Source organism: Paenarthrobacter histidinolovorans (assembly GCF_014647595.1).
Classification (GTDB): domain Bacteria; phylum Actinomycetota; class Actinomycetes; order Actinomycetales; family Micrococcaceae; genus Arthrobacter; species Arthrobacter histidinolovorans.
The window spans coordinates 443,374-460,784 of the sequence record NZ_BMPM01000003.1 but is presented as its reverse complement, the minus strand read 5'-3'; the positions used below and the strand labels follow the sequence as shown (position 1 = coordinate 460,784).

The 17,411-nt window shown below is 60.5% G+C and carries 17 protein-coding genes; 8 read left to right on the top strand and 9 right to left on the bottom strand.

Going from position 1 to position 17,411, the window contains the following annotated elements:
- Positions 1 to 17 precede the first annotated feature (17 nt).
- Both IEY62_RS10085 and IEY62_RS10080 read right to left on the bottom strand, forming a co-directional pair.
- On the bottom strand, positions 18 to 482 hold the full coding sequence (locus tag IEY62_RS10085) for a pyridoxamine 5'-phosphate oxidase family protein (RefSeq protein ID WP_189016874.1): 465 nt from the start codon (positions 480 to 482) through the stop codon (positions 18 to 20).
- Complete coding sequence (locus tag IEY62_RS10080) at positions 479 to 949, bottom strand: pyridoxamine 5'-phosphate oxidase family protein (protein WP_189016871.1); 471 nt, start codon at positions 947 to 949, stop codon at positions 479 to 481. The genes IEY62_RS10085 and IEY62_RS10080 overlap by 4 nt, the downstream gene beginning before the upstream one ends.
- A 151-nt stretch (positions 950 to 1,100) precedes the next feature.
- On the opposite strand from IEY62_RS10080, the gene IEY62_RS10075 reads away from it, so the two are divergent.
- Entirely contained in the window at positions 1,101 to 2,810 is a 1,710-nt protein-coding gene (locus tag IEY62_RS10075) for a sensor histidine kinase (protein ID WP_189016867.1), read from the top strand.
- Between the two features lie 4 nt (positions 2,811 to 2,814).
- Here IEY62_RS10075 and IEY62_RS10070 read toward each other — a convergent pair whose 3' ends face one another.
- Positions 2,815 to 3,513: a response regulator gene (locus IEY62_RS10070; protein WP_189016864.1), complete on the bottom strand. Its 699-nt coding sequence runs from the start codon at positions 3,511 to 3,513 to the stop codon at positions 2,815 to 2,817.
- 239 nt (positions 3,514 to 3,752) lie between these two features.
- On the opposite strand from IEY62_RS10070, the gene IEY62_RS10065 reads away from it, so the two are divergent.
- The 3 genes from IEY62_RS10065 (at position 3,753) to IEY62_RS10055 (ending at position 6,565) form a co-directional block, all read left to right on the top strand.
- Complete coding sequence (locus IEY62_RS10065; protein WP_189016861.1) at positions 3,753 to 4,115, top strand: SPW repeat domain-containing protein; 363 nt, start codon at positions 3,753 to 3,755, stop codon at positions 4,113 to 4,115.
- A gap of 101 nt (positions 4,116 to 4,216) precedes the next feature.
- Positions 4,217 to 5,602: an MBL fold metallo-hydrolase RNA specificity domain-containing protein gene (locus tag IEY62_RS10060; RefSeq protein WP_189016858.1), complete on the top strand. Its 1,386-nt coding sequence runs from the start codon at positions 4,217 to 4,219 to the stop codon at positions 5,600 to 5,602.
- Between the two features lie 99 nt (positions 5,603 to 5,701).
- A complete protein-coding gene (locus IEY62_RS10055) occupies positions 5,702 to 6,565 on the top strand; it encodes a universal stress protein (protein WP_189016855.1) in 864 nt (287 codons plus the stop codon).
- Positions 6,566 to 6,649: 84 nt separating this feature from the next.
- Here IEY62_RS10055 and IEY62_RS10050 read toward each other — a convergent pair whose 3' ends face one another.
- Both IEY62_RS10050 and IEY62_RS10045 read right to left on the bottom strand, forming a co-directional pair.
- Positions 6,650 to 7,093: a pyridoxamine 5'-phosphate oxidase family protein gene (locus IEY62_RS10050; protein WP_189016852.1), complete on the bottom strand. Its 444-nt coding sequence runs from the start codon at positions 7,091 to 7,093 to the stop codon at positions 6,650 to 6,652.
- A 1-nt stretch (position 7,094) separates the two neighbouring features.
- Positions 7,095 to 7,541 carry a universal stress protein gene (locus IEY62_RS10045; RefSeq protein ID WP_189016849.1) on the bottom strand — a complete coding sequence of 149 codons (447 nt, stop codon included), beginning with the start codon at positions 7,539 to 7,541 and terminating at the stop codon, positions 7,095 to 7,097.
- A gap of 203 nt (positions 7,542 to 7,744) precedes the next feature.
- Between IEY62_RS10045 and IEY62_RS10040 the strand changes: the two genes are divergently transcribed.
- Positions 7,745 to 8,758 carry a zinc-dependent alcohol dehydrogenase family protein gene (locus IEY62_RS10040; RefSeq protein WP_229785190.1) on the top strand — a complete coding sequence of 338 codons (1,014 nt, stop codon included), beginning with the start codon at positions 7,745 to 7,747 and terminating at the stop codon, positions 8,756 to 8,758.
- Between the two features lie 239 nt (positions 8,759 to 8,997).
- On the opposite strand, the gene IEY62_RS10035 is transcribed toward IEY62_RS10040, so the two are convergent.
- The 4 genes from IEY62_RS10035 to ppsA all read right to left on the bottom strand — a co-directional run bounded on the left by IEY62_RS10035 (position 8,998) and on the right by ppsA (position 16,044).
- Positions 8,998 to 9,255, bottom strand: a complete 258-nt coding sequence (locus tag IEY62_RS10035) for a YegP family protein (protein WP_189016846.1) — start codon at positions 9,253 to 9,255, stop codon at positions 8,998 to 9,000.
- 183 nt (positions 9,256 to 9,438) lie between these two features.
- Positions 9,439 to 10,464: a 6-phosphofructokinase gene (locus IEY62_RS10030; protein WP_189016843.1), complete on the bottom strand. Its 1,026-nt coding sequence runs from the start codon at positions 10,462 to 10,464 to the stop codon at positions 9,439 to 9,441.
- Positions 10,461 to 13,628: an HAD-IA family hydrolase gene (locus IEY62_RS10025; RefSeq protein WP_189016840.1), complete on the bottom strand. Its 3,168-nt coding sequence runs from the start codon at positions 13,626 to 13,628 to the stop codon at positions 10,461 to 10,463. The genes IEY62_RS10030 and IEY62_RS10025 overlap by 4 nt, the downstream gene beginning before the upstream one ends.
- A gap of 4 nt (positions 13,629 to 13,632) precedes the next feature.
- Positions 13,633 to 16,044: a phosphoenolpyruvate synthase gene (gene ppsA / locus IEY62_RS10020; RefSeq protein WP_189016837.1), complete on the bottom strand. Its 2,412-nt coding sequence runs from the start codon at positions 16,042 to 16,044 to the stop codon at positions 13,633 to 13,635.
- Between the two features lie 126 nt (positions 16,045 to 16,170).
- On the opposite strand from ppsA, the gene IEY62_RS10015 reads away from it, so the two are divergent.
- From IEY62_RS10015 to IEY62_RS10005, 3 genes are read left to right on the top strand one after another with little or no spacing between them, the layout of a single operon-like run.
- The gene (locus IEY62_RS10015) at positions 16,171 to 16,500 is read left to right on the top strand and encodes a DUF3040 domain-containing protein (RefSeq protein ID WP_189016834.1); all 330 of its coding nucleotides are present in this window, start codon (positions 16,171 to 16,173) and stop codon (positions 16,498 to 16,500) included.
- The gene (locus tag IEY62_RS10010) at positions 16,497 to 16,964 is read left to right on the top strand and encodes a flavodoxin family protein (protein ID WP_189016831.1); all 468 of its coding nucleotides are present in this window, start codon (positions 16,497 to 16,499) and stop codon (positions 16,962 to 16,964) included. The genes IEY62_RS10015 and IEY62_RS10010 overlap by 4 nt, the downstream gene beginning before the upstream one ends.
- Entirely contained in the window at positions 16,964 to 17,410 is a 447-nt protein-coding gene (locus IEY62_RS10005; protein WP_189016829.1) for a universal stress protein, read from the top strand. The genes IEY62_RS10010 and IEY62_RS10005 overlap by 1 nt, the downstream gene beginning before the upstream one ends.
- Position 17,411: the final 1 nt, after the last annotated feature.

Here is a 17,411-nt window from a genome sequence, read left to right as displayed (position 1 = left end):
AACACCGGGCGCGGGTGTTACTGGAATTCGCCCAGGCGGGCGTCATTCAAGGGCGTTCCCCAGAGATCTGGCCTGGTGGTTGTGAACCGCCGTCCGGTGACGGCATTCGGAGTTAGCCTCAGGTAGCAGTCCTTGGCGCCCGGTTGCCAAGGATCCAGTCCCAGGGAGTCGACGTCGGCTCTTTCCTTCCGGTCGAGTATCAGGTGCGTTTGCCCTCGGACAACCACACTCCATGCCTTTCCGCTGAAGGTCCCGTAGCCATCGCTTTCCAGGGCGCAGGGGGTTGTCAGTGTGCTCCAGAACTTGGTGCCCGCCCCGGTTCGGAACACGATGCTGTCACCGTCCAGCACATAGTTCACTGGAAAGATATCGGGATGTCCGTCCACCAGGACGGCCAGGCGGCCAACATTGGTTTGCGCCAACAGGTCCCAGCATTCGTCCGGTGCCAGACGTTCGACGGCGGCACTTGGCTTTGTTTTCATTCCAAACCTGCCCTGGTGGCGTCGTCGAGCGGACTCCACCACGTCAGTGGGGGTGTCACTTTGAAACGCCGCCCGGACAACGAAGTGGGAACGATCCGGACAAAATGATCCTTCCGCCCTGCCTGCCACGGGAAGAGCAGCAGACCGACAGTGTCCAGCACTTCCTCGGTCAGCTTGATGCTCTCTGCTTGTCCCTTGACTACTACGCTCCAAGCGACGCCCGAATTCTGGTCTACTCCATCAGCTTCCAGCGCTACCGGTGTGGCGCTGAGGGCGGCGTGCAGCTTACTCCCCTCGCCTGTGCGGAAGACCAGTGTGCCGTGGTCAGCCTTGTAATTGATGGGAAAGATGTCCGGATGGTCCTTCGCCCAAACTGCGAGGCGGCCCACCGAGACGCTGCGCAACAGTTCCCAACACTGGTTGTTGTCCAGGATCTCGGCTTCCGGAACCGTGGGTTTGTTCGTCATGGTTAGACCGTAGGTCCGGCTGCGCGGGGACAACAGGGCACAAAGGCCCACATGCACAATGTCCATGGCTGCCGCGCAGGCACCAGAGTAGTCTGGCAACAGGGCGCCGTCCGGTCCCCACAGGAATTCCGGCATTCTTCGAAAGGAACTGGTGAACGACTCAGAAGCACCTGAGCCCCAGCCCAACATTGTGCCGCGGATCCGGATTGAGGACCTCCTGAAGGACTTCGTAGGCCGCGCTGGCGAGCTTCTCCAGGCGCAGGAAAGAACACGGGGTTTACTCGAAGCGGTTGTGGCAGTGGCCGAAGACCTGAGCCTGGAAGCGGTGCTGGACCGCGTGGTGACCTCGGCATGTCGGCTGCTTCAGGCGCGCTATGGTGCCTTGGGTGTCATCGGGGAGGACAACGCTCTCAGTCATTTCATCACGGTAGGTATAGACGACGAGCTCGCCCGACGCATCGGCCCACTCCCTACTGGACACGGTGTCCTCGGGCTGCTCATCACAGAGCCGGCGCCGCTGCGTCTCCACGACCTCGGCCACCATCCGAAAGCCCACGGATTCCCGGAGCACCACCCTCCCATGAAGTCGTTCCTCGGAGTCCCGGTGCGGGTAAGGGATGTGGTGTTCGGGAATCTCTACCTGACCGAAAAAGAAGGCGGCGGAGATTTTACGCCGGAGGATGAGGACTTGGCCGTGGCGTTGGCCGCGGCGGCCGGCGTGGCGATCGAGAATGCCCGGCTCTATGAGGATGCCCGCCGCCGCGCCTCTTGGCTTGAAGCCTGCATGGACGTTACTGGAAGAATGCTAGGCGCCGACCAGCTGGGGAAGGGAGAAGACTCGGCACTGGACCTGATCGCAGCGAGAGCCCTCAGGGAGTCGGGTTCCCACCTGGCCCTGATCCTGGTTCCGTCTCCTCATGAGCCCTATGTAGTGGCGGGCACGGCTGGAGCCCGTGGCGCTGAATTCGCTGGCGCGTCTTTGGCGATGAAAGCCACGGAAGTGCAGGGCGTCGCAAGCACCGGGAAGGCCACTTGCCTTGATGACTCCAAGGATCTCCTCGGCCTCGCCGTCGAAGGGGCGCCGGCCCGGCTGCTGATCATCGACCTCAGCGCCCAAGGAGCCCATCACGGTCTGCTGGTCCTTGCCCGCGATCCCGGTACAGGCAATTTTTCAAAGACCGATGTGGAGATGGGGGCAGTCTTCGGTTCCCATGTGGCCCTCGCGCTGGCGCTGGAACGGATTCACCGGCTCCGGGAACAAGTGGTGGTGTTCTCCGACAGGGACAGAATCGCACGGGATCTCCATGACCTGGTCATACAACGGCTGTTTGCAGCTGGCCTGAGCGTCCAAAGCCTAAGGCGTTTCACAACTGGCGAGGCTGCCTTGAGCAAGATCGACTCAGTGACCGAAGAGCTGGACACAAGTATCCGCGATCTCCGCAACACCATCTATTCGCTGCAGGCCAGTACCCGTGAGCGGGAGTCGTTGAGCGGCCGCATCCTCCAGTCGATCCAGGCCGGCGCCAAGTCCCTGCCGTACGCGCCACATCTGACGCTGGCTGGTGCCGTTGACTCGGTAGATGACGAAGCCATCATTAAACACCTGCTGGCTGTCGTATCTGAAGGCCTCAGCAATGCCGTGCGCCACTCAGGAGCTCGATCCATCAACGTTTCAGTATCAGTGGCCGAAGGACGGCTGACCTTGGAAATGGTGGATGACGGATGTGGGTTTGTCGATCCTGCCCCGGGAAACGGTCTGGCCAACATAGCTCTGCGTGCAAAGGAGATGAACGGCACCAGTACCATCGCCAGCGGGCCTGGAAAGGGGACATCGATGACGTGGTCTGTGCCGCTGAGCTGATCCTTTAGCGCAGGGAACCGGCATCCTCTCCAGGTGCTTGAGCCATGAACACCGCCGCCTGGGTTCGGCGTTCAAACCCTAGTTTGGCCAGCAGGGACGAGACGTAGTTCTTCACCGTCTTCTCTGCCAGGAGCATTTCCTCGCCGATCTGGCGATTGGTCATTCCTTGACCAACATATTCAAGGACACGGCGCTCTTGCGGCGTGAGGGAAGCTGTCCTGGGATCCTGCCTCTTCGGCGTCGTGAGGCCCTGGACGATTCTCGTCTTGACGGCTTCGTCGAACAACGACTCGCCGTGGGCAGCTTTGCGTAAGGCGCCCAGCAGGTCTGTGCCCCCGATTTCCTTCAGGACGTAGCCTGCAGCCCCGGCAAGAACAGCGGCGCGGAGGGCTTGTTCGTCGTCGTAACTGGTCAAGATCAGGCAATGCAGTCCAGGGTCCACGGAGCGAACGTCCCGGCACACCTCGATTCCGGTGCCGTCGGGCAACCGTGCGTCCAGAACAGCGACATCGGGACGCAATGCCGGAATCCGGCGCGTCGCTTCTTCCGCCGAACCAGACATGCCGACAACCACGAAACCTTCGCCTTCCAAGAGTTCCTGGAGGCCTCTGCGAACCAACTCATGGTCGTCGAGGATGAAAACGCGGATTGGCTCTCCGGGGGAAACGCCGGTGGCTTGACCGGCTGTTTCTGGGCGATCCATGATTCTCCTGTCTGGCGGCCGATGGCCGCAATATCGAGAGCTTTGTGTAGGCGGCTCTGCCAAATTCTTGCCGACTGCCTGCCCTGCCCACAAGGGCCCAAGGACCCTGCCGGCGCGTGTGACTTTAGGCCCTGTTGAGAACGCGCCTTTTTACCGACGCTGGAAGAACGGGAGACCCGAACCGCTCGCAGAAGGTGGGCGGCCCCGGCATCGAACAAAATGAAGGAGTATCGATCCCCATGAAGAAATGGACGCGTTGGCAGGACTACACCGTGATCGCTGCCGGCGCATATGCAGCTCTGTCTGTTCTGTGGACCACACAAACCGGGTCGTCGACGGCGATCATGGTCACGTTGGGCCTCTTACTGGTCATTGGTGGAGCGGTTAACCTGGCGATGCCCGGAATGCCCGCTGCTGAGTGGGCGCAGGCAATCGTGGCAGTAGCCCTCCTCCTGGCTCCTTGGTTGGGCGGCTTCACCTCAGCGACCGGCGCGGCATGGAGTGCCTGGATCCCAGGTGCGGTGGCCTTGGTGGTGACCGCTCTGGCGATCAAGCCAAGCACTGAGGAATACAGGCACCACCATGTGGCGTCTACGCCATAACCACCAAATCACCCATTGGCGCCGCGCCACCGCGCGGCGCCAACGGCAGGGCCTTGGTTCACCCGTGGAGCCGTACCCTGCCTTAAGGATGGAGCATCGTCATGGCCACCAAAAATCCCGCAACGCTGCAGTTTCTTGGCGCCACGGATACCGTAACTGGCTCCCGCTACCTTGTGGACTTCCACGGAACACGAATCCTGGTCGACTGCGGGCTGTTCCAAGGCTACAAACGCCTCCGTTTACGCAATAGGCAGCCTTTTCCTGTCTCCCCTGCATCCATTGATGCTGTCCTTCTGACGCATGCCCATTTGGACCATACTGGCTATGTTCCCAGGCTGGTGAGGGATGGTTTCGTGGGTCCCGTTTACACCACTCATGGGACAAATGAGCTGTGCAAGCTTCTGTTGCCCGACAGTGGACACCTGCAGGAAGAAGAGGCACGTTACGCCGACCATCGTGGATCGTCCATCCACACCCCCGCCCTGCCCTTGTATACCGCGGCGGAGGCAGTGCAGTCACTCAATAGTTTCCGCCCCGTTGAATTCGACGAGTCCTTGGACCTCGGCAGGGGCGTCGAGGCCACGTTCGTACCGGCCGGCCACATTCTGGGAGCAGCCCAGCTTCAGATCCGGGTAGGCGGAAGCACAGTCCATTTCACCGGCGACCTGGGCCGCGACGACGACCCCCTGATGTACCCACCCAGGGAGCTGGATTCCGTTGACGTGCTTGTCACGGAGTCTACCTATGGCAACAGGACCCACCCAGCCGGTAGCTCCGAGATGGAACTCGGCGAGGTGGTTTCCCGAGTGGCGAAGCGCAGCGGGGTCATACTGATCGCGGCATTTGCCGTTGGCCGGGCGGAGACACTCATGCTTCAGTTGGCGCGGCTTCGCCGAAAAGGCCTCATTCCCGAGATTCCCATCTATCTCAATAGTCCCATGGCAATCGATGCCTCCTACATGTACCAGCAGCACCCGGACGAACACCGCCTGCGCCCGGAAGAATTCCAGGACATGTACCACGTAGCGACCATGACCCGAACGGCGGACGACTCCAAGCTCCTCAACCTCAGAGGTGGTCCCATGATCATCATCTCCGCCAGCGGCATGCTGACCGGAGGACGCATACTTCATCACCTTGCGGCCTACGGCAACGATCCAAACAACGCGATCGTCCTCAGTGGTTACCAGGCTGCCGGCACCAGGGGCGCTGCACTGGCTGCCGGGTCACGAGAGCTTAGGGTCTACGGGCAGGACATCCGCATCCGGGCAGAGGTGGTCCAACTCGAAGGATTCAGCGCCCACGCCGACTCGGACGCCATTATCCGGTGGATGCGTTCAGCACCCCAGGCACCGGGAATGACATACATCACCCATGGCGAGCCGGAAGCCTCTGATGCTCTGCGCCTCCGGATAAAGCATGAATTGGGTTGGAAGGCACGTGTCCCGGAGTACACAGAGACCATTTCCATCGCCAACCCGGAATAAGGACTTCCGGCCCTAACCGGCCCTCGTGAACCCGGTACAAACTGGCAACAAGACCCCGGCCGACGTCCGGGAACCCATCAACGAAGAACAGGCCCAGCCATGAATGAAGCAATTGTCGTCGGTGTCAACGATTCCCCCAGCAGCGAGGCCGCCATGGGGTGGGCCATGCACCGGGCAGCCGTCTTGAAGCAGCCGGTACAGCTCGTGCATGCAGTCGATGACCGTTGGGTGTACGACGCTGTGGGGTACAACGAGTGGATCCGGGAATCCGGCATCAACTTCCTTGCTGCCGCGAAGGACCGGGCCGCCAAGATGGAACCCACCGTCAATATCACCACGGACCTCGTCTCTGGTGGGGCCGGCTACGCTTTGGGCAAGAGGTCCAAAAAGGCCGCCATGGTAGTCATTGGTTCCGGCCATGGTTGGGCTGGCGGTTCCCTGACAGATCGCGCTTTACAGGTTGCCGCCGTTGCGCGTTGTCCCGTAGCAGTTATTGGTGAGCACGACATGACACACCGCAAAGGGATCGTAGTTGGCGTGGATGGTTCTGAAGAGGCCACACAGGCCGTCGCGTTTGCCGCGGCAGAGGCCGACCGCCAGGGCCAAGAGCTGACTGTCCTCCATGCTTTCCTCACACCAGAACCATGGGTAACCCGCGGCGTACCCCACACCAACTACTTCGAGGTCATCACGGAAGAGGAGCGCGTGGTCTTGGCCGAGACTGTCGCCGGATTGGCAGACAAGTACCCTGATTTGGTGGTGCACCAGGTTCTGGACACGCACACACGGCCCGCCGAAGCATTGCTCGCGGCCGGGGCCACAGCACAGTTGCTTGTGGTCGGAAGCCGCGGACGAGGCAGCTTCAAACGCCTCTTGTTGGGTTCCACAGCGCACGCAGTTCTCACCAAATTGCCCTGTCCCACGATCATTACCAGGATCAGCGCAGTCAAGCACTCCGACTGAAAGCAACCGCTGCACCCCAGACCGGGGTCACGAAAAGTGCGGGCTTACCGGATCCCCGGTCAAGCCCGCACTTTTCGGTGTCAGCTAGGCGAGATATACGTGCTTGCCTGTCATGATGGCGGGCTGGATACAGATGAAGAGGCCTCTGTCCCCACCAGCCCATGGTTCTGCCGTCATATTGCCCCAAAGGCGCGTGAGTAGCTCCCGGTCTACCACATGGGACGAGGATCCGCTGACCAACACCGACCACCCTTCGCTTCGATCAGCCCTGGCATCGTCGATTTGGAAAGATGTTTGCATTCGGGCCACCGGCCCCCCAATTATCCCTTCCAGCGATGTGCGGAAGTAAATGGCGTGATCGTGAACCAGGTAGTTGACAGGCAAGATCATCACCCTGCCGTGGTGGACGAAACCTACTCGCCCTGTGTCATGCAACTGCAGCCTCTCCCAGCACTGCACATCACTAAGGTCTTCGCTGACGTGACGGGCACCATCGATGCGTACAGGTTCTTGGCTGGGGACACTCATTTCATGCTTCCTTTTCGGGGGTGTGCACTACAAGAACCGGGCAATGTGCGTGGGCGACGCAGGCCGAACTGACCGATCCCATCAGTAGGCCGCCGAATCCGCCATGGCCGCGCCTGCCCACGACCACCATCTCTGCTCCACGGCTTGCTTTGATCAGTCCTTGCCGGGGATGGCCCTGTTCCAGATGCGAAATGACGTTGTCCGGCACGTCGATGCCGAATGCCTTTTCGACTGACACCTTCAGGACTTGCCCGGCAGCCTCCTCAAATCCCGTGATCCCAACGGCCGCATAGCCCTCATAGACCGGCGGAAAATCCCAGTACGCAATTGCCTCCACAGTTGTCCCCAAGACGACTGCCAAACGTTGGGCTTCGCGGAGCGCCTCGATGGACGGCTCCGAACCATCCACCCCCACAACGATCTTCCCTGGTGATCCGTCCTTGCTCATCTTTGTCCTCCTGGCGCTTGTGACTTTCCTTCCTGTCAGAATGCCGTGAACAGACAGCATCGAACAGGGCCGAAGGTCACAGTGGAGACCCCGTGTCCGTTGCCTTCGGACCGAACCTCGTTTGAGATGAACAGGCTTCCCACCCCCTGACTGCAGGACCTTTGACTCTTGCTGCCGGATCTCATCTCCATCACGCTCATTGCATGGCAAACATGATGAAGGCGTGGTGGGTGGGAAGGCCAGGAAGCATTTCGACTCATCCGCTGGAGCAAGGGACCAAGCACGTGCCGATACCTGACGAGGGCGAATTGCTGGTCAAGGTCAATGTGTGTGGGGTCTGCCGCACGGACCTGCATCTGGCTGAAGGTGACCTTCCTCCTCGTCATTCCCGGATTGTTCCAGGTCATGAAGCTGTGGGAATCGTCGTGGGATCAGGCCCCGGTACCGGCAGATTCAAAGAAGGCGACAGAGTGGGCGTGGCATGGCTCGGCGGCACCTGCGGGGTATGCCGCTACTGCCGGCGCGACGCCGAGAACCTGTGCAGCAAACCGGTTTTCACGGGCTGGGACAGGGACGGCGGCTTCGCGGAAATGATGACGGTCAGGGAGGACTTCGCATACGCCATCCCTCCCCAATTCAGCGACGAAAACGCAGCGCCACTCCTTTGCTCGGGAATCATTGGCTACCGCGCCCTGAAGCGGGCTTCCCTTCCCCCCGGCGGCCGCTTGGGCATCTACGGGTTCGGAGGCTCAGCCCACCTGACCGCGCAAATCGCAATCCATTCAGGCGCGTCGGTCTTCGTCATGACACGATCGGAGGAGGCGCAGGTTTTGGCCCGAAGCCTGGGGGCAGAATACGTCGGCGGCGCATTCGACGCTCCCCCCGTAAAGCTGGACTCTGCCATTCTTTTCGCACCGGTCGGTGACCTGGTTCCTGTCGCGATGAGGGCGTTGGACAGGGGCGGAACTCTTGCGGTCGCCGGGATCCACCTCTCCGACATCCCCTCGATGAGCTATGCCGACGAACTCTTCTACGAGAAGCAAATCCGCAGCGTCACGGCCAACACCAGGGCTGACGGAACGGAATTGCTTGCCCTTGCGGCGAACATGCCATTGATTCCCACCACCACGGCATATGCCTTCGCAGCAGCTGACCAGGCACTGGACGATCTCGCGAATGACAGAATCACTGGAGCTGCTGTGTTGAGGATTTCATGACGGGTCAGCGTGCTCTGGGTTTGAGGTCTTCTGTCTTTTAGCGAACCGTTTCTCAAGCTTCGCTTCCGCGTCCTCGCGGCGTTTTCCCAGCCGGAACAACTGCTGAACCAACGGATTCTGTGGGATTGAACGGACTCTTCCGCGTTGCGGTTGCCGGCCCTGATTGCCCGTCGCTGGCTCAACCGCCCCAGATGGGCGTTGTCCGTCCGGATCCGGATTCTCAGGAATGCGTTCGATCTTCATTCGGCAGCCCTGCTCATCCGCCCATTCACGGGAACCCGGCTGCCTTCAGGTTTCGTGTCGGCTGGCGTCATAGGCGAACAGTGGTCCCGGACCAAGCCCATCCCTGCACACTCACGGACATGGGAGATGCCCTGCACCGCGGAGTCCTTGTCCACGTATGAGCACGACACTGCGAGCTCCCGCCCCTCGGAGTCCACCAGCCGGAACCTGACATTGGCCTGGCCGTCCGTAAAAAGCTCAAAGATCCCATTCATGGGGCCGCCCTTCTGCAAGTGCTGATCACGGCATATCGGTCTCCCTATGCCTTCCATCAGCATGCCCGCAGACAGAGTTGGGCCATAAGGGCCGGAAGTCCCGTTGCTTCTGGATTCCCGGTCCGCGTTGCAGGACATTGGACGCTGGAAGGCATGCCACATTACGGCAGACCAAAGTCCCCGCTATCCGAACAAGGCTTCCGCTTCCTTGAAGCGCGACTCCGGAACGGTCTTGAGATCCCCCAAAGCCGACGCGAGGGGCACGTCAGTGATGTCGGTGCCTTTCAAGGAGACCATGGTCCCCCATTTCCCTGCAGAAGCGAGACCCACCGCAGCCATACCCAAGCGGGTGGCAAGGACCCTGTCGAAAGCCGTGGGTGCGCCGCCACGCTGGATGTGTCCGAGGACGGTTGCCCTGGTCTCTATCCCGGTCATCTCCTGCAACAGCCCTTCCAACATTATTCCGATGCCACCGAGACGTGGCCGGCCAAAGGTATCCAGGCCCCTTGGTGCATACGGCTCCTCCTGTCCCGCAGGTGAAAAGGCCTCTGCAACCACTACCAACGGGGCCCTGCCGCGCTCATGAGCCGAGCTGACCCAAACTGCTGTTTGCTCCAAGGAAACCCTGTGCTCGGGTATCAAGATCGCATGGGCGCCGGAGGCCATCCCTGCATGCAAGGCAATCCACCCGGCATTCCTACCCATGACTTCAGCAATCATGCACCGATGATGAGACTCCCCCGTAGTCCGCAGGCGGTCGATTGCATCAGTGGCAGTTTGCACAGCCGTGTCGAATCCAAACGTGTAATCCGTACCGCCCAAGTCGTTATCGATGGTCTTTGGCACACCGATGACGTTGACTCCCTGCTCTGACAAGACGCGGGCCGCCGCAAGGGTTCCCTCACCCCCGATGGCGATCAACCCGTCCACACCATGTCTGCGAAGTGATTGACTGACTGGCCCCGCTCCACCGTCCCTTAGAGGATTGGTCCGGGACGTCCCCAGCATGGTGCCACCCAGACCGGAAATCCCCCGCACCGCAGGCCTGGGCAGTGGGATAACATCGTCATCCAGAACACCTTTCCACCCATCGCGGAATCCAACGAACTCGAAGTCGTGGCCGATTGTCCCCCTGAGAACTGCACCTCGGATGACAGCATTCAAACCCGGGCAGTCACCGCCACTTGTAAGAATCCCCAAGCGCCTCATGACCGGCGCGCCTTCTGGCCAGGCTTCATCCTGAAACTCCTGGTCTCCCCGGGAGCCAGCATGACAGCCTGCCCTTCCATCCGAAGAGAAATGGGGGCGGCATCGCCATCCTCGGACAATACGCGGAGGCGACCGTCCTTCAGCTGGATCTTCAACGAATGTCCCTTGTACTTCACATGAAAGGTAACCGCGCGCAATCCCCTAGGCATGCACGGAGTGAAAGACAAACCATCCCGCCCCAACTTCAGACCGGCAAAGCTCCTCTGAACCACGTCTATTGAACCTGCCATGGCACCCAGGTGAATACCCGTTTTGGTTGTCCCGTGCTGGGTGTCATCGAGATCTGCGTCCAACGCGTCCCGAAAGCTATCCCATGCCCTATCCGGGTCCACGGAAGCCAGGACAGAGGCGTGGGCAACGCGGCTCAGAGTGGAACCGTGAGCCGTCCTGGCCAGGTAGTACTCAATAGTCCGGTCCAGTTGCTCGTTGGACACAGCGTAACCAAGTCTCGCCATGAACTCGCGGAGCCCCTCATGGCCCAGCAGATACGGCAACATCAACACGTCGGCCTGTTTCGCGAGTTTGTAGCGGTTGACGTCGTCGCCCTCCGCTTCGAGGATGAGATCCAGGCGCTCGATGTTCTCGTACACCTGGCGGTATTTGTCCCAATCAAGTTCTTCCAGCGCCTCGTACCCATGAAACTGGCTGATGACACCATCGGCGTGGAACGGTACAAACATCCTCCGGGACACCCGTTTCCACAACGACACTTCGTTAGCCGTGATGCTCAAACGCTCCGTGAGGTCGGCCAACTCATGGCCCTTCAGCATCCCGTAAATCTCGGCGGCGCGCTCGCAGGTCCATGCCGCCATGACGTTGGTGTAGGCGTTGTCATCCAGGCCCGGATCGGGCTCCCCTGGACGGCGGGTGTGATACTCATCCGGGCCCACAACGCCTTTCAGGTGGAAGCGGTGATCGTTGTGGTCATAAGCGGCCATTGCAGCAAAGAAGCGTGCCACTTCCACAACGAGTTCAGCTCCCTTGTGCAGGAACCACGCCTTGTCACCAGTGGCTTCAAAGTACTCCCAGACGTTGAAGGCAACCGCGAGCCCCACGTGCCGTTGCATGCTGGAATGGTCCCGCACCCAGCGCCCAGACCTCACGTTATAGAGCCAGTGCGGAGTTTCTTCGCTGCCGTCGCTGCCGCTTTGCCACGGGAACATTGCTCCGGGCAAACCGAGCCTGTACGCCGCTTGCCTTGCTGCCGGGAGCCGCCTCCAGCGGTATTCGATCAGCGCCCGGGCCACCTCGGGGGTTCTGGCCGTAAGAACGGGCAGGACGAAGAGCTCGTCCCAAAAGACATGCCCCCGATATCCCTCGCCGTGCAGTCCCCTGGCCGGAACACCGGCGTCGAGCTCCGCCGTATGGCACGTCAGGGTCTGCAGGAGGTGGAAAAGATGAAGGTTCATGACCAATTGGACCTGGGTGGAAGAGTCGAGTTCCACCAGGAAGGGCCGAAGGGTCCGCTTCCACGCGGCCACATGGGAGCTGAGCAGGGCTTCAAAGTTTGTGCCGGCCCTCGCAAGAACAGCCGAAGCGGCCGTAGCCGCGGACGATATGGGCTTGTCCCGGGAGGTCACGACAGCGGCAACCTTGGTTAGGGCGGTTGGCGCACCATCAGTGCAAGCAACGTCAAAAGTGAGGAAGTGGAACGCCTTGACGCTTCCAGGAGACCTGGCCTTCCCTGAGGTATCTGCATGGAAGGCAATAGCAATACGTACTTGGCTCTGGCTGGTTTCAGCTTCGACCAGAAGATCGCAGCTTGGGCCACCGCGGCTTCCTGCCGTCTTGTCGCGCAGGTGGGCGTGGGTTCCAAGTGCCGGCTCGGGCAGGTTCGCATTTCTGGTGCCGGCATCAACGCCGGCCCGCACCGAAATTGTTCCGTTCCAGCCAAGTGGCGTCAAGAGGGTCTCGACAGCCAGCACGTGCGGCTCCGCCATGGACACCAGACGCCTTTCGGAGACGTCCAGTCGCCGACCGTCCGGGGACTCCAGGAGAACATGACGAACCAACAGAGCCTGACCCATGTCCAAAGTCCGCCGCTCCTCCACCAAACGCAAGCCGCCCTCGGACCACCACGTGCCGTTCTCCAGGCAGAGGTCCAGGGGAAGGCAATCGGGTGCGTTGACCATGTGTTCTTCGATAACAGATTCCCCGCCCGTCTTGGCGACCACCCTGTTGTAGACACCGGCCAGATACATGCCGGCATAGCGCGACTCCCGTCTGCCCTCGGAAACAGCCCCCCGGACACCCATGTATCCGTTGCCCAGCGTCGTGAGGGCTTCCCGGTGCCCCTCGTGTTCCGGCGCAGTCCCTTCGTAGGTAAGCTGCCAGGGATCACTCATGACCAGGCCCAGGTCCAGCTCGCCCACATCGTTGAGGACCACGTGCGCACCAGCTGTTTCGAGTTGCTGGCGGGTCCCCTGCCGGTCGATGCCCACCACAAGCCCGAAGCCACCGCGGCGCGCGGATGCCACCCCCGCCACCGAGTCTTCTATGACCACGGCGCGACCCGGCGGGACCCCCAGGCGCCTGGCAGCCTCAAGGAATACATCCGGTTCAGGTTTGCCCGGGAGCCCCAGTTTTGAGGCGACGGTACCGTCCACCACGGCGGCGAAGGTTTCGGTCATTCCCGCTGCGGCCAGTACAGGTGTGGCATTGCGGCTGGAAGTGACCACTCCTGCTGGAACCCCGGCCGCCTGCAAGCTGTCCAGCAGTTCCAGCGTTCCGGGGTAAGCCTGGACGCCGTCCTTCTTGAGGCGGGCGAGGTACGCCTTGTTTTTCAGCGCCCCAAGCCCGTAGGCGGTCCAGTCACCGGTTGCATCGGTTGGCGCGCCGAGGTCGACGACGACGCCCCGGGACGCCAGCAGGCTCATAAGCCCGGCTTCGCGGGGTTTGCCGTCCACCAGGGAAAGATAGTCGCCTGAAGTAAACGGCCGCGTGGGCTTGAGCTTGGGAAACCTGGGATCACCCACAATCGCTTCGTAAGCGTCCCGCCACGCCAGCTGATGCACCATGGCTGTCCGGGTGACAACTCCATCCAGATCAAAGATGACCGCGTCGTAGGGGGGTCTCGCCGCAGCCGCCGTGGGTGATCCCTTCATGGCTCTACACTGGGTCCGGCCGGTTGACGTGCTTTTCTGCAGCAGCTATCAAGGGTACCGTCCGGATGAAGGTATCGGGGTTCAGTGAAATCGAGTCAATGCCTTCTCGAACAAGAAACTCTGCAAAGTCCGGATGGTTGCTTGGACCTTGACCACAAATCCCTATCCGGATTCCTGCTGCATGTGCCTTCCCGATGACCTCCGAGATCATGGTGGTCACCGCTTCGTCGCGTTCATCGAAGAGCCCCGCCAATTGTTCCGAGTCACGGTCTACGCCGAGCACCAGCTGGGTCAGGTCATTGGAGCCGATGGAGAATCCATCAAAGCGGCGGGCGAATTGTTCCGCCAGCACCACGTTGGAAGGGATCTCACACATCATGTAAATGCGCAGCCCTTGCTCTCCACGCACAAGTCCGTTCTCCGACATCGCATTGAGCACCTTGTCCGCTTCGTCCACAGTGCGACAAAAAGGAACCATGACAATGACGTTTGAGAACCCAATGACTTCACGTGCGCGTTTCACGGCCCGGCATTCCAGTGCGAAAGCTTCACGGTATCTCTCGTTGTAGTAGCGGGAAGCCCCTCGGAATCCCAGCATGGGGTTTTCTTCGGGGTGTTCGAAGAAGCTGCCTCCCACGAGATGTCCATACTCGTTGCTCTTGAAATCACTGAGCCGGACAACCACTGGTTTTGGATGGAAGGGAGCAGCAATCTTGGCTATGCCTGTGGCAAGGACACTGACGAAATACTCCTCGGGGCTGGTGTAGTCCCTGGTCAGTTGTTCAATAACAGCAGATTCGGCGTCATCCATCACCAACTCGGGATGGATAAGGGCCATCGGATGAACACGGATCAGGTTGTTGATGATGAATTCCATCCTCGCGAGGCCGACTCCGGCCGCAGGAAGACGCCACCAGCTGAAAGCTGCAGCCGGACTGGCGATATTGACCATGATGTCCGTGCGTGTTGTGGCAAGGCTCCCGGTGTCCACCTCTTCTACGTCAAAATCCAGCATCCCGTCGTAGACGTGTCCCTCTTCTCCTTCGGCGCACGAGAGCGTGACAACTTCCCTGCCTGCCAGCGCGTCAGTTCCGTCGCCGGTGCCGACCACTGCCGGAACGCCAAGTTCGCGGCTCACTATGGCCGCGTGGCTGGTAGGTCCCCCGTGGTCAGTCACGATCCCTGCTGCCCTTTTCATCACCGGAACCCAGTCCGGGTCAGTCATCCGGGTCACCAAAATGGCCCCATCCACAAACGCCTCAATGTCCTTGGCATCCCGGATGATGCACACGGGGCCCACAGCAATGGAATTCCCAACGGCGGCGCCGGAGGCAAGGACACGGCCTTCCTGCCCCAAGTGGTACATCCGGAAGAGCGTCCCGCTTTGTTGGGCCTGAACTGTTTCCGGTCGCGCCTGAACCATGAACAACTCGCCTGTGATGCCGTCTTTGGCCCATTCCATGTCCATGGGACGTCCGTAGTGGTTTTCCACGGACATGGCCCACCGCGCAAGCTTGATGATGTCGAGGTCCGGGAGAACAGTGGCACGTCGTTCTTTATCGGTGGTTTCCACCATCCCCGTGGAGACGGTCCCTCCCAGGCGGTAAATCATCTTCCGCTCTTTGGACCCCACGGATCTCTCGATCACAGGCACCAGAGCGGGGTTATCCAGCAGCGGTTTGAACACTTGGTACTTGTCCGGGTTGATGGTTCCCTGGACAACGGTCTCGCCCAATCCCCACGCCGCGCTGATGACAACACTCTGTGGGAAGCCCGACTCCGTATCGATGGAGAACATCACTCCTGAAGCACCGACGTCGGATCTAACCATGCGCTGGACACCTATGGACAGTGCCACGTCCAAGTGTCCAAAGCCTTTGATTTCCCGGTAACTAATGGCGCGATCAGTGAAAAGCGAGGCAAAACAACGTCGGCAGGCATCAAGGAGCGCGCTCTCACCGGAGATATTCAGGAATGTTTCCTGCTGCCCGGCAAAGCTGGCATCCGCCAGGTCCTCTGCCGTAGCGCTGCTGCGCACAGCTACAGCCAACCGTTCCTGCCCGGCCCGTTCGCCGAGGCGCCGGTAGTTCTGCCTGATGCTCTCGATAAGACCGGCCGGAAATTCCCCGGCCAACATCGAATCGCGGATGGCATGCCCCGTCTCGCGAAGGGACAACCTGCCCGACCTGAGCTCACTAATGGAATGACTGATGACCGTGTCGAGTCCGTTGGCAGCCAGGAACTTCCTGTACGCGCCGGAGGTCGTGGCGAAGCCGTCGGGCACCATGACCCCTGCTGAACGCAACGATGTGGTGAGTTCACCCAGTGACGCGTTCTTACCGCCCACTTCGGGGACATCGCTCATTCCAATGTCCTCAAACCATTTGACATATGACTCTTCGCTGGCTGGCTCCATGGCTTGATTCTGGGCGGTGCAGGACAGTGCGGGCAGAGTCTTTGGTCCCGAACCCCGGGGTGACTTTCGGCCCTGTTTCCTGATCCCGGCACCACACATGCTGGGAGTGAAGGCAGGAGGCACACCATGGCGCTTTCGGAGTTCGAACGGCTCGAACTGGAGAAAATTTCAAAAGCTCTTCAGGAGGATGACCCCAGGCTGGCAGCACTGATGAGCTTGGATAACCTGAATCGGCGCCGCTGGAAGGGCATAAAGCGAGGCGTCCTCGCTGCGCTCGGCGGGCTCGGATTGCTGCTGGTGAGTTTCCCCCTCGGCAGTCTGGCACTGGGCGTGCTGGGTTTCCTCACCATGGGTGCAGGAACGTATTGGGCAACCATTTTCATAGGTGACCGCCCTCTGTCCGGGAAGCTTCACGGCGGGACAAACGCCCACGAGAAAAACAGGGAACAGTCATGAAAGCACTCATCGTTTATGATTCCGGCTTTGGCAACACCAAGTCGATCGCTGAGGCCATTGCAACGGGTCTCGCCTCACTCGACGCGAAAGTGTTGCCCGTCGGACAGCTCCGACCCGACGATATCTCCTCCGGTGACCTGTTGGTGGTAGGAAGCCCCATCAATGGATGGCGTCCCACCCAGAAGACGATGGAGGCCCTGTCCCGCCTTGGTAGCCGTGGGCTCGCAGGGGTGGTTGGGGCCGGCTTTGATACGAGGGTGAAGTTATTCATCCACGGTGATGCAGCCAAGAAAATCACCAAGACCCTCAAAGAGGCCGGAGCCAGCACTATTTCCAAGCCCATGGCCTTCTACGTCAAGGGAACTGAGGGGCCCTTGCTTGACGGAGAGACGTCCCGCGCAACTGCGTGGGGTGAAGAACTCTTGTCCATTGCCAAAGAATATGGAACCCAGAGGAGTGCGTGATGGCAGGATGGCTTGACCCGAGCAAGATCATTGTGGGCGTGGACGGCTCCGACGCATCGGTGGAAGCACTACGCCAGGGACAACGCATTGCGCTGGCTCTCAATGCACCGCTTGAAGCGTGGGGGTGCTGGGAGATGCCGCTGGGATACGAGGGATATCTGGCCATGGGTGTGGATGGCTTTGCCCATGATGCCGAGGAACGACTCGATAAGGCAGTGGTGGAGGCTTTCGGTACTGAGAAGCCCAGGAACGTCAGTTCCCGCCTTGTTCAACGGTCTCCGAGAGCAGGACTTGTTGAAGGCAGCAAACATGCATCACTTCTGGTGGTAGGCCGCCGCGGTCACGGTGGTTTTGGTGGACTTCTCCTTGGCTCGGTCAGTTCGGCCTGCGTTGCGCACGCGCACTGCCCGGTTCTGGTGGTCCACTCCCCTGAAAAGGATCATTGAG

What these genes read in the sequence shown, in the direction of transcription:
- IEY62_RS10085 (WP_189016874.1), bottom strand. Translation starts at nt 482, where the DNA reads ATGAAAACAAAGCCAAGTGCCGCCGTCGAACGTCTGGCACCGGACGAA.
- IEY62_RS10080 (WP_189016871.1), bottom strand. Translation starts at nt 949, where the DNA reads ATGACGAACAAACCCACGGTTCCGGAAGCCGAGATCCTGGACAACAAC.
- IEY62_RS10070 (WP_189016864.1), bottom strand. Translation starts at nt 3,513, where the DNA reads ATGGATCGCCCAGAAACAGCCGGTCAAGCCACCGGCGTTTCCCCCGGA.
- IEY62_RS10065 (WP_189016861.1), top strand. Translation starts at nt 3,753, where the DNA reads ATGAAGAAATGGACGCGTTGGCAGGACTACACCGTGATCGCTGCCGGC.
- IEY62_RS10060 (WP_189016858.1), top strand. Translation starts at nt 4,217, where the DNA reads ATGGCCACCAAAAATCCCGCAACGCTGCAGTTTCTTGGCGCCACGGAT.
- IEY62_RS10055 (WP_189016855.1), top strand. Translation starts at nt 5,702, where the DNA reads ATGAATGAAGCAATTGTCGTCGGTGTCAACGATTCCCCCAGCAGCGAG.
- IEY62_RS10050 (WP_189016852.1), bottom strand. Translation starts at nt 7,093, where the DNA reads ATGAGTGTCCCCAGCCAAGAACCTGTACGCATCGATGGTGCCCGTCAC.
- IEY62_RS10045 (WP_189016849.1), bottom strand. Translation starts at nt 7,541, where the DNA reads ATGAGCAAGGACGGATCACCAGGGAAGATCGTTGTGGGGGTGGATGGT.
- IEY62_RS10040 (WP_229785190.1), top strand. Translation starts at nt 7,745, where the DNA reads ATGGCAAACATGATGAAGGCGTGGTGGGTGGGAAGGCCAGGAAGCATT.
- IEY62_RS10035 (WP_189016846.1), bottom strand. Translation starts at nt 9,255, where the DNA reads ATGAATGGGATCTTTGAGCTTTTTACGGACGGCCAGGCCAATGTCAGG.
- IEY62_RS10030 (WP_189016843.1), bottom strand. Translation starts at nt 10,464, where the DNA reads ATGAGGCGCTTGGGGATTCTTACAAGTGGCGGTGACTGCCCGGGTTTG.
- IEY62_RS10025 (WP_189016840.1), bottom strand. Translation starts at nt 13,628, where the DNA reads ATGAAGGGATCACCCACGGCGGCTGCGGCGAGACCCCCCTACGACGCG.
- ppsA (WP_189016837.1), bottom strand. Translation starts at nt 16,044, where the DNA reads ATGGAGCCAGCCAGCGAAGAGTCATATGTCAAATGGTTTGAGGACATT.
- IEY62_RS10015 (WP_189016834.1), top strand. Translation starts at nt 16,171, where the DNA reads ATGGCGCTTTCGGAGTTCGAACGGCTCGAACTGGAGAAAATTTCAAAA.
- IEY62_RS10010 (WP_189016831.1), top strand. Translation starts at nt 16,497, where the DNA reads ATGAAAGCACTCATCGTTTATGATTCCGGCTTTGGCAACACCAAGTCG.
- IEY62_RS10005 (WP_189016829.1), top strand. Translation starts at nt 16,964, where the DNA reads ATGGCAGGATGGCTTGACCCGAGCAAGATCATTGTGGGCGTGGACGGC.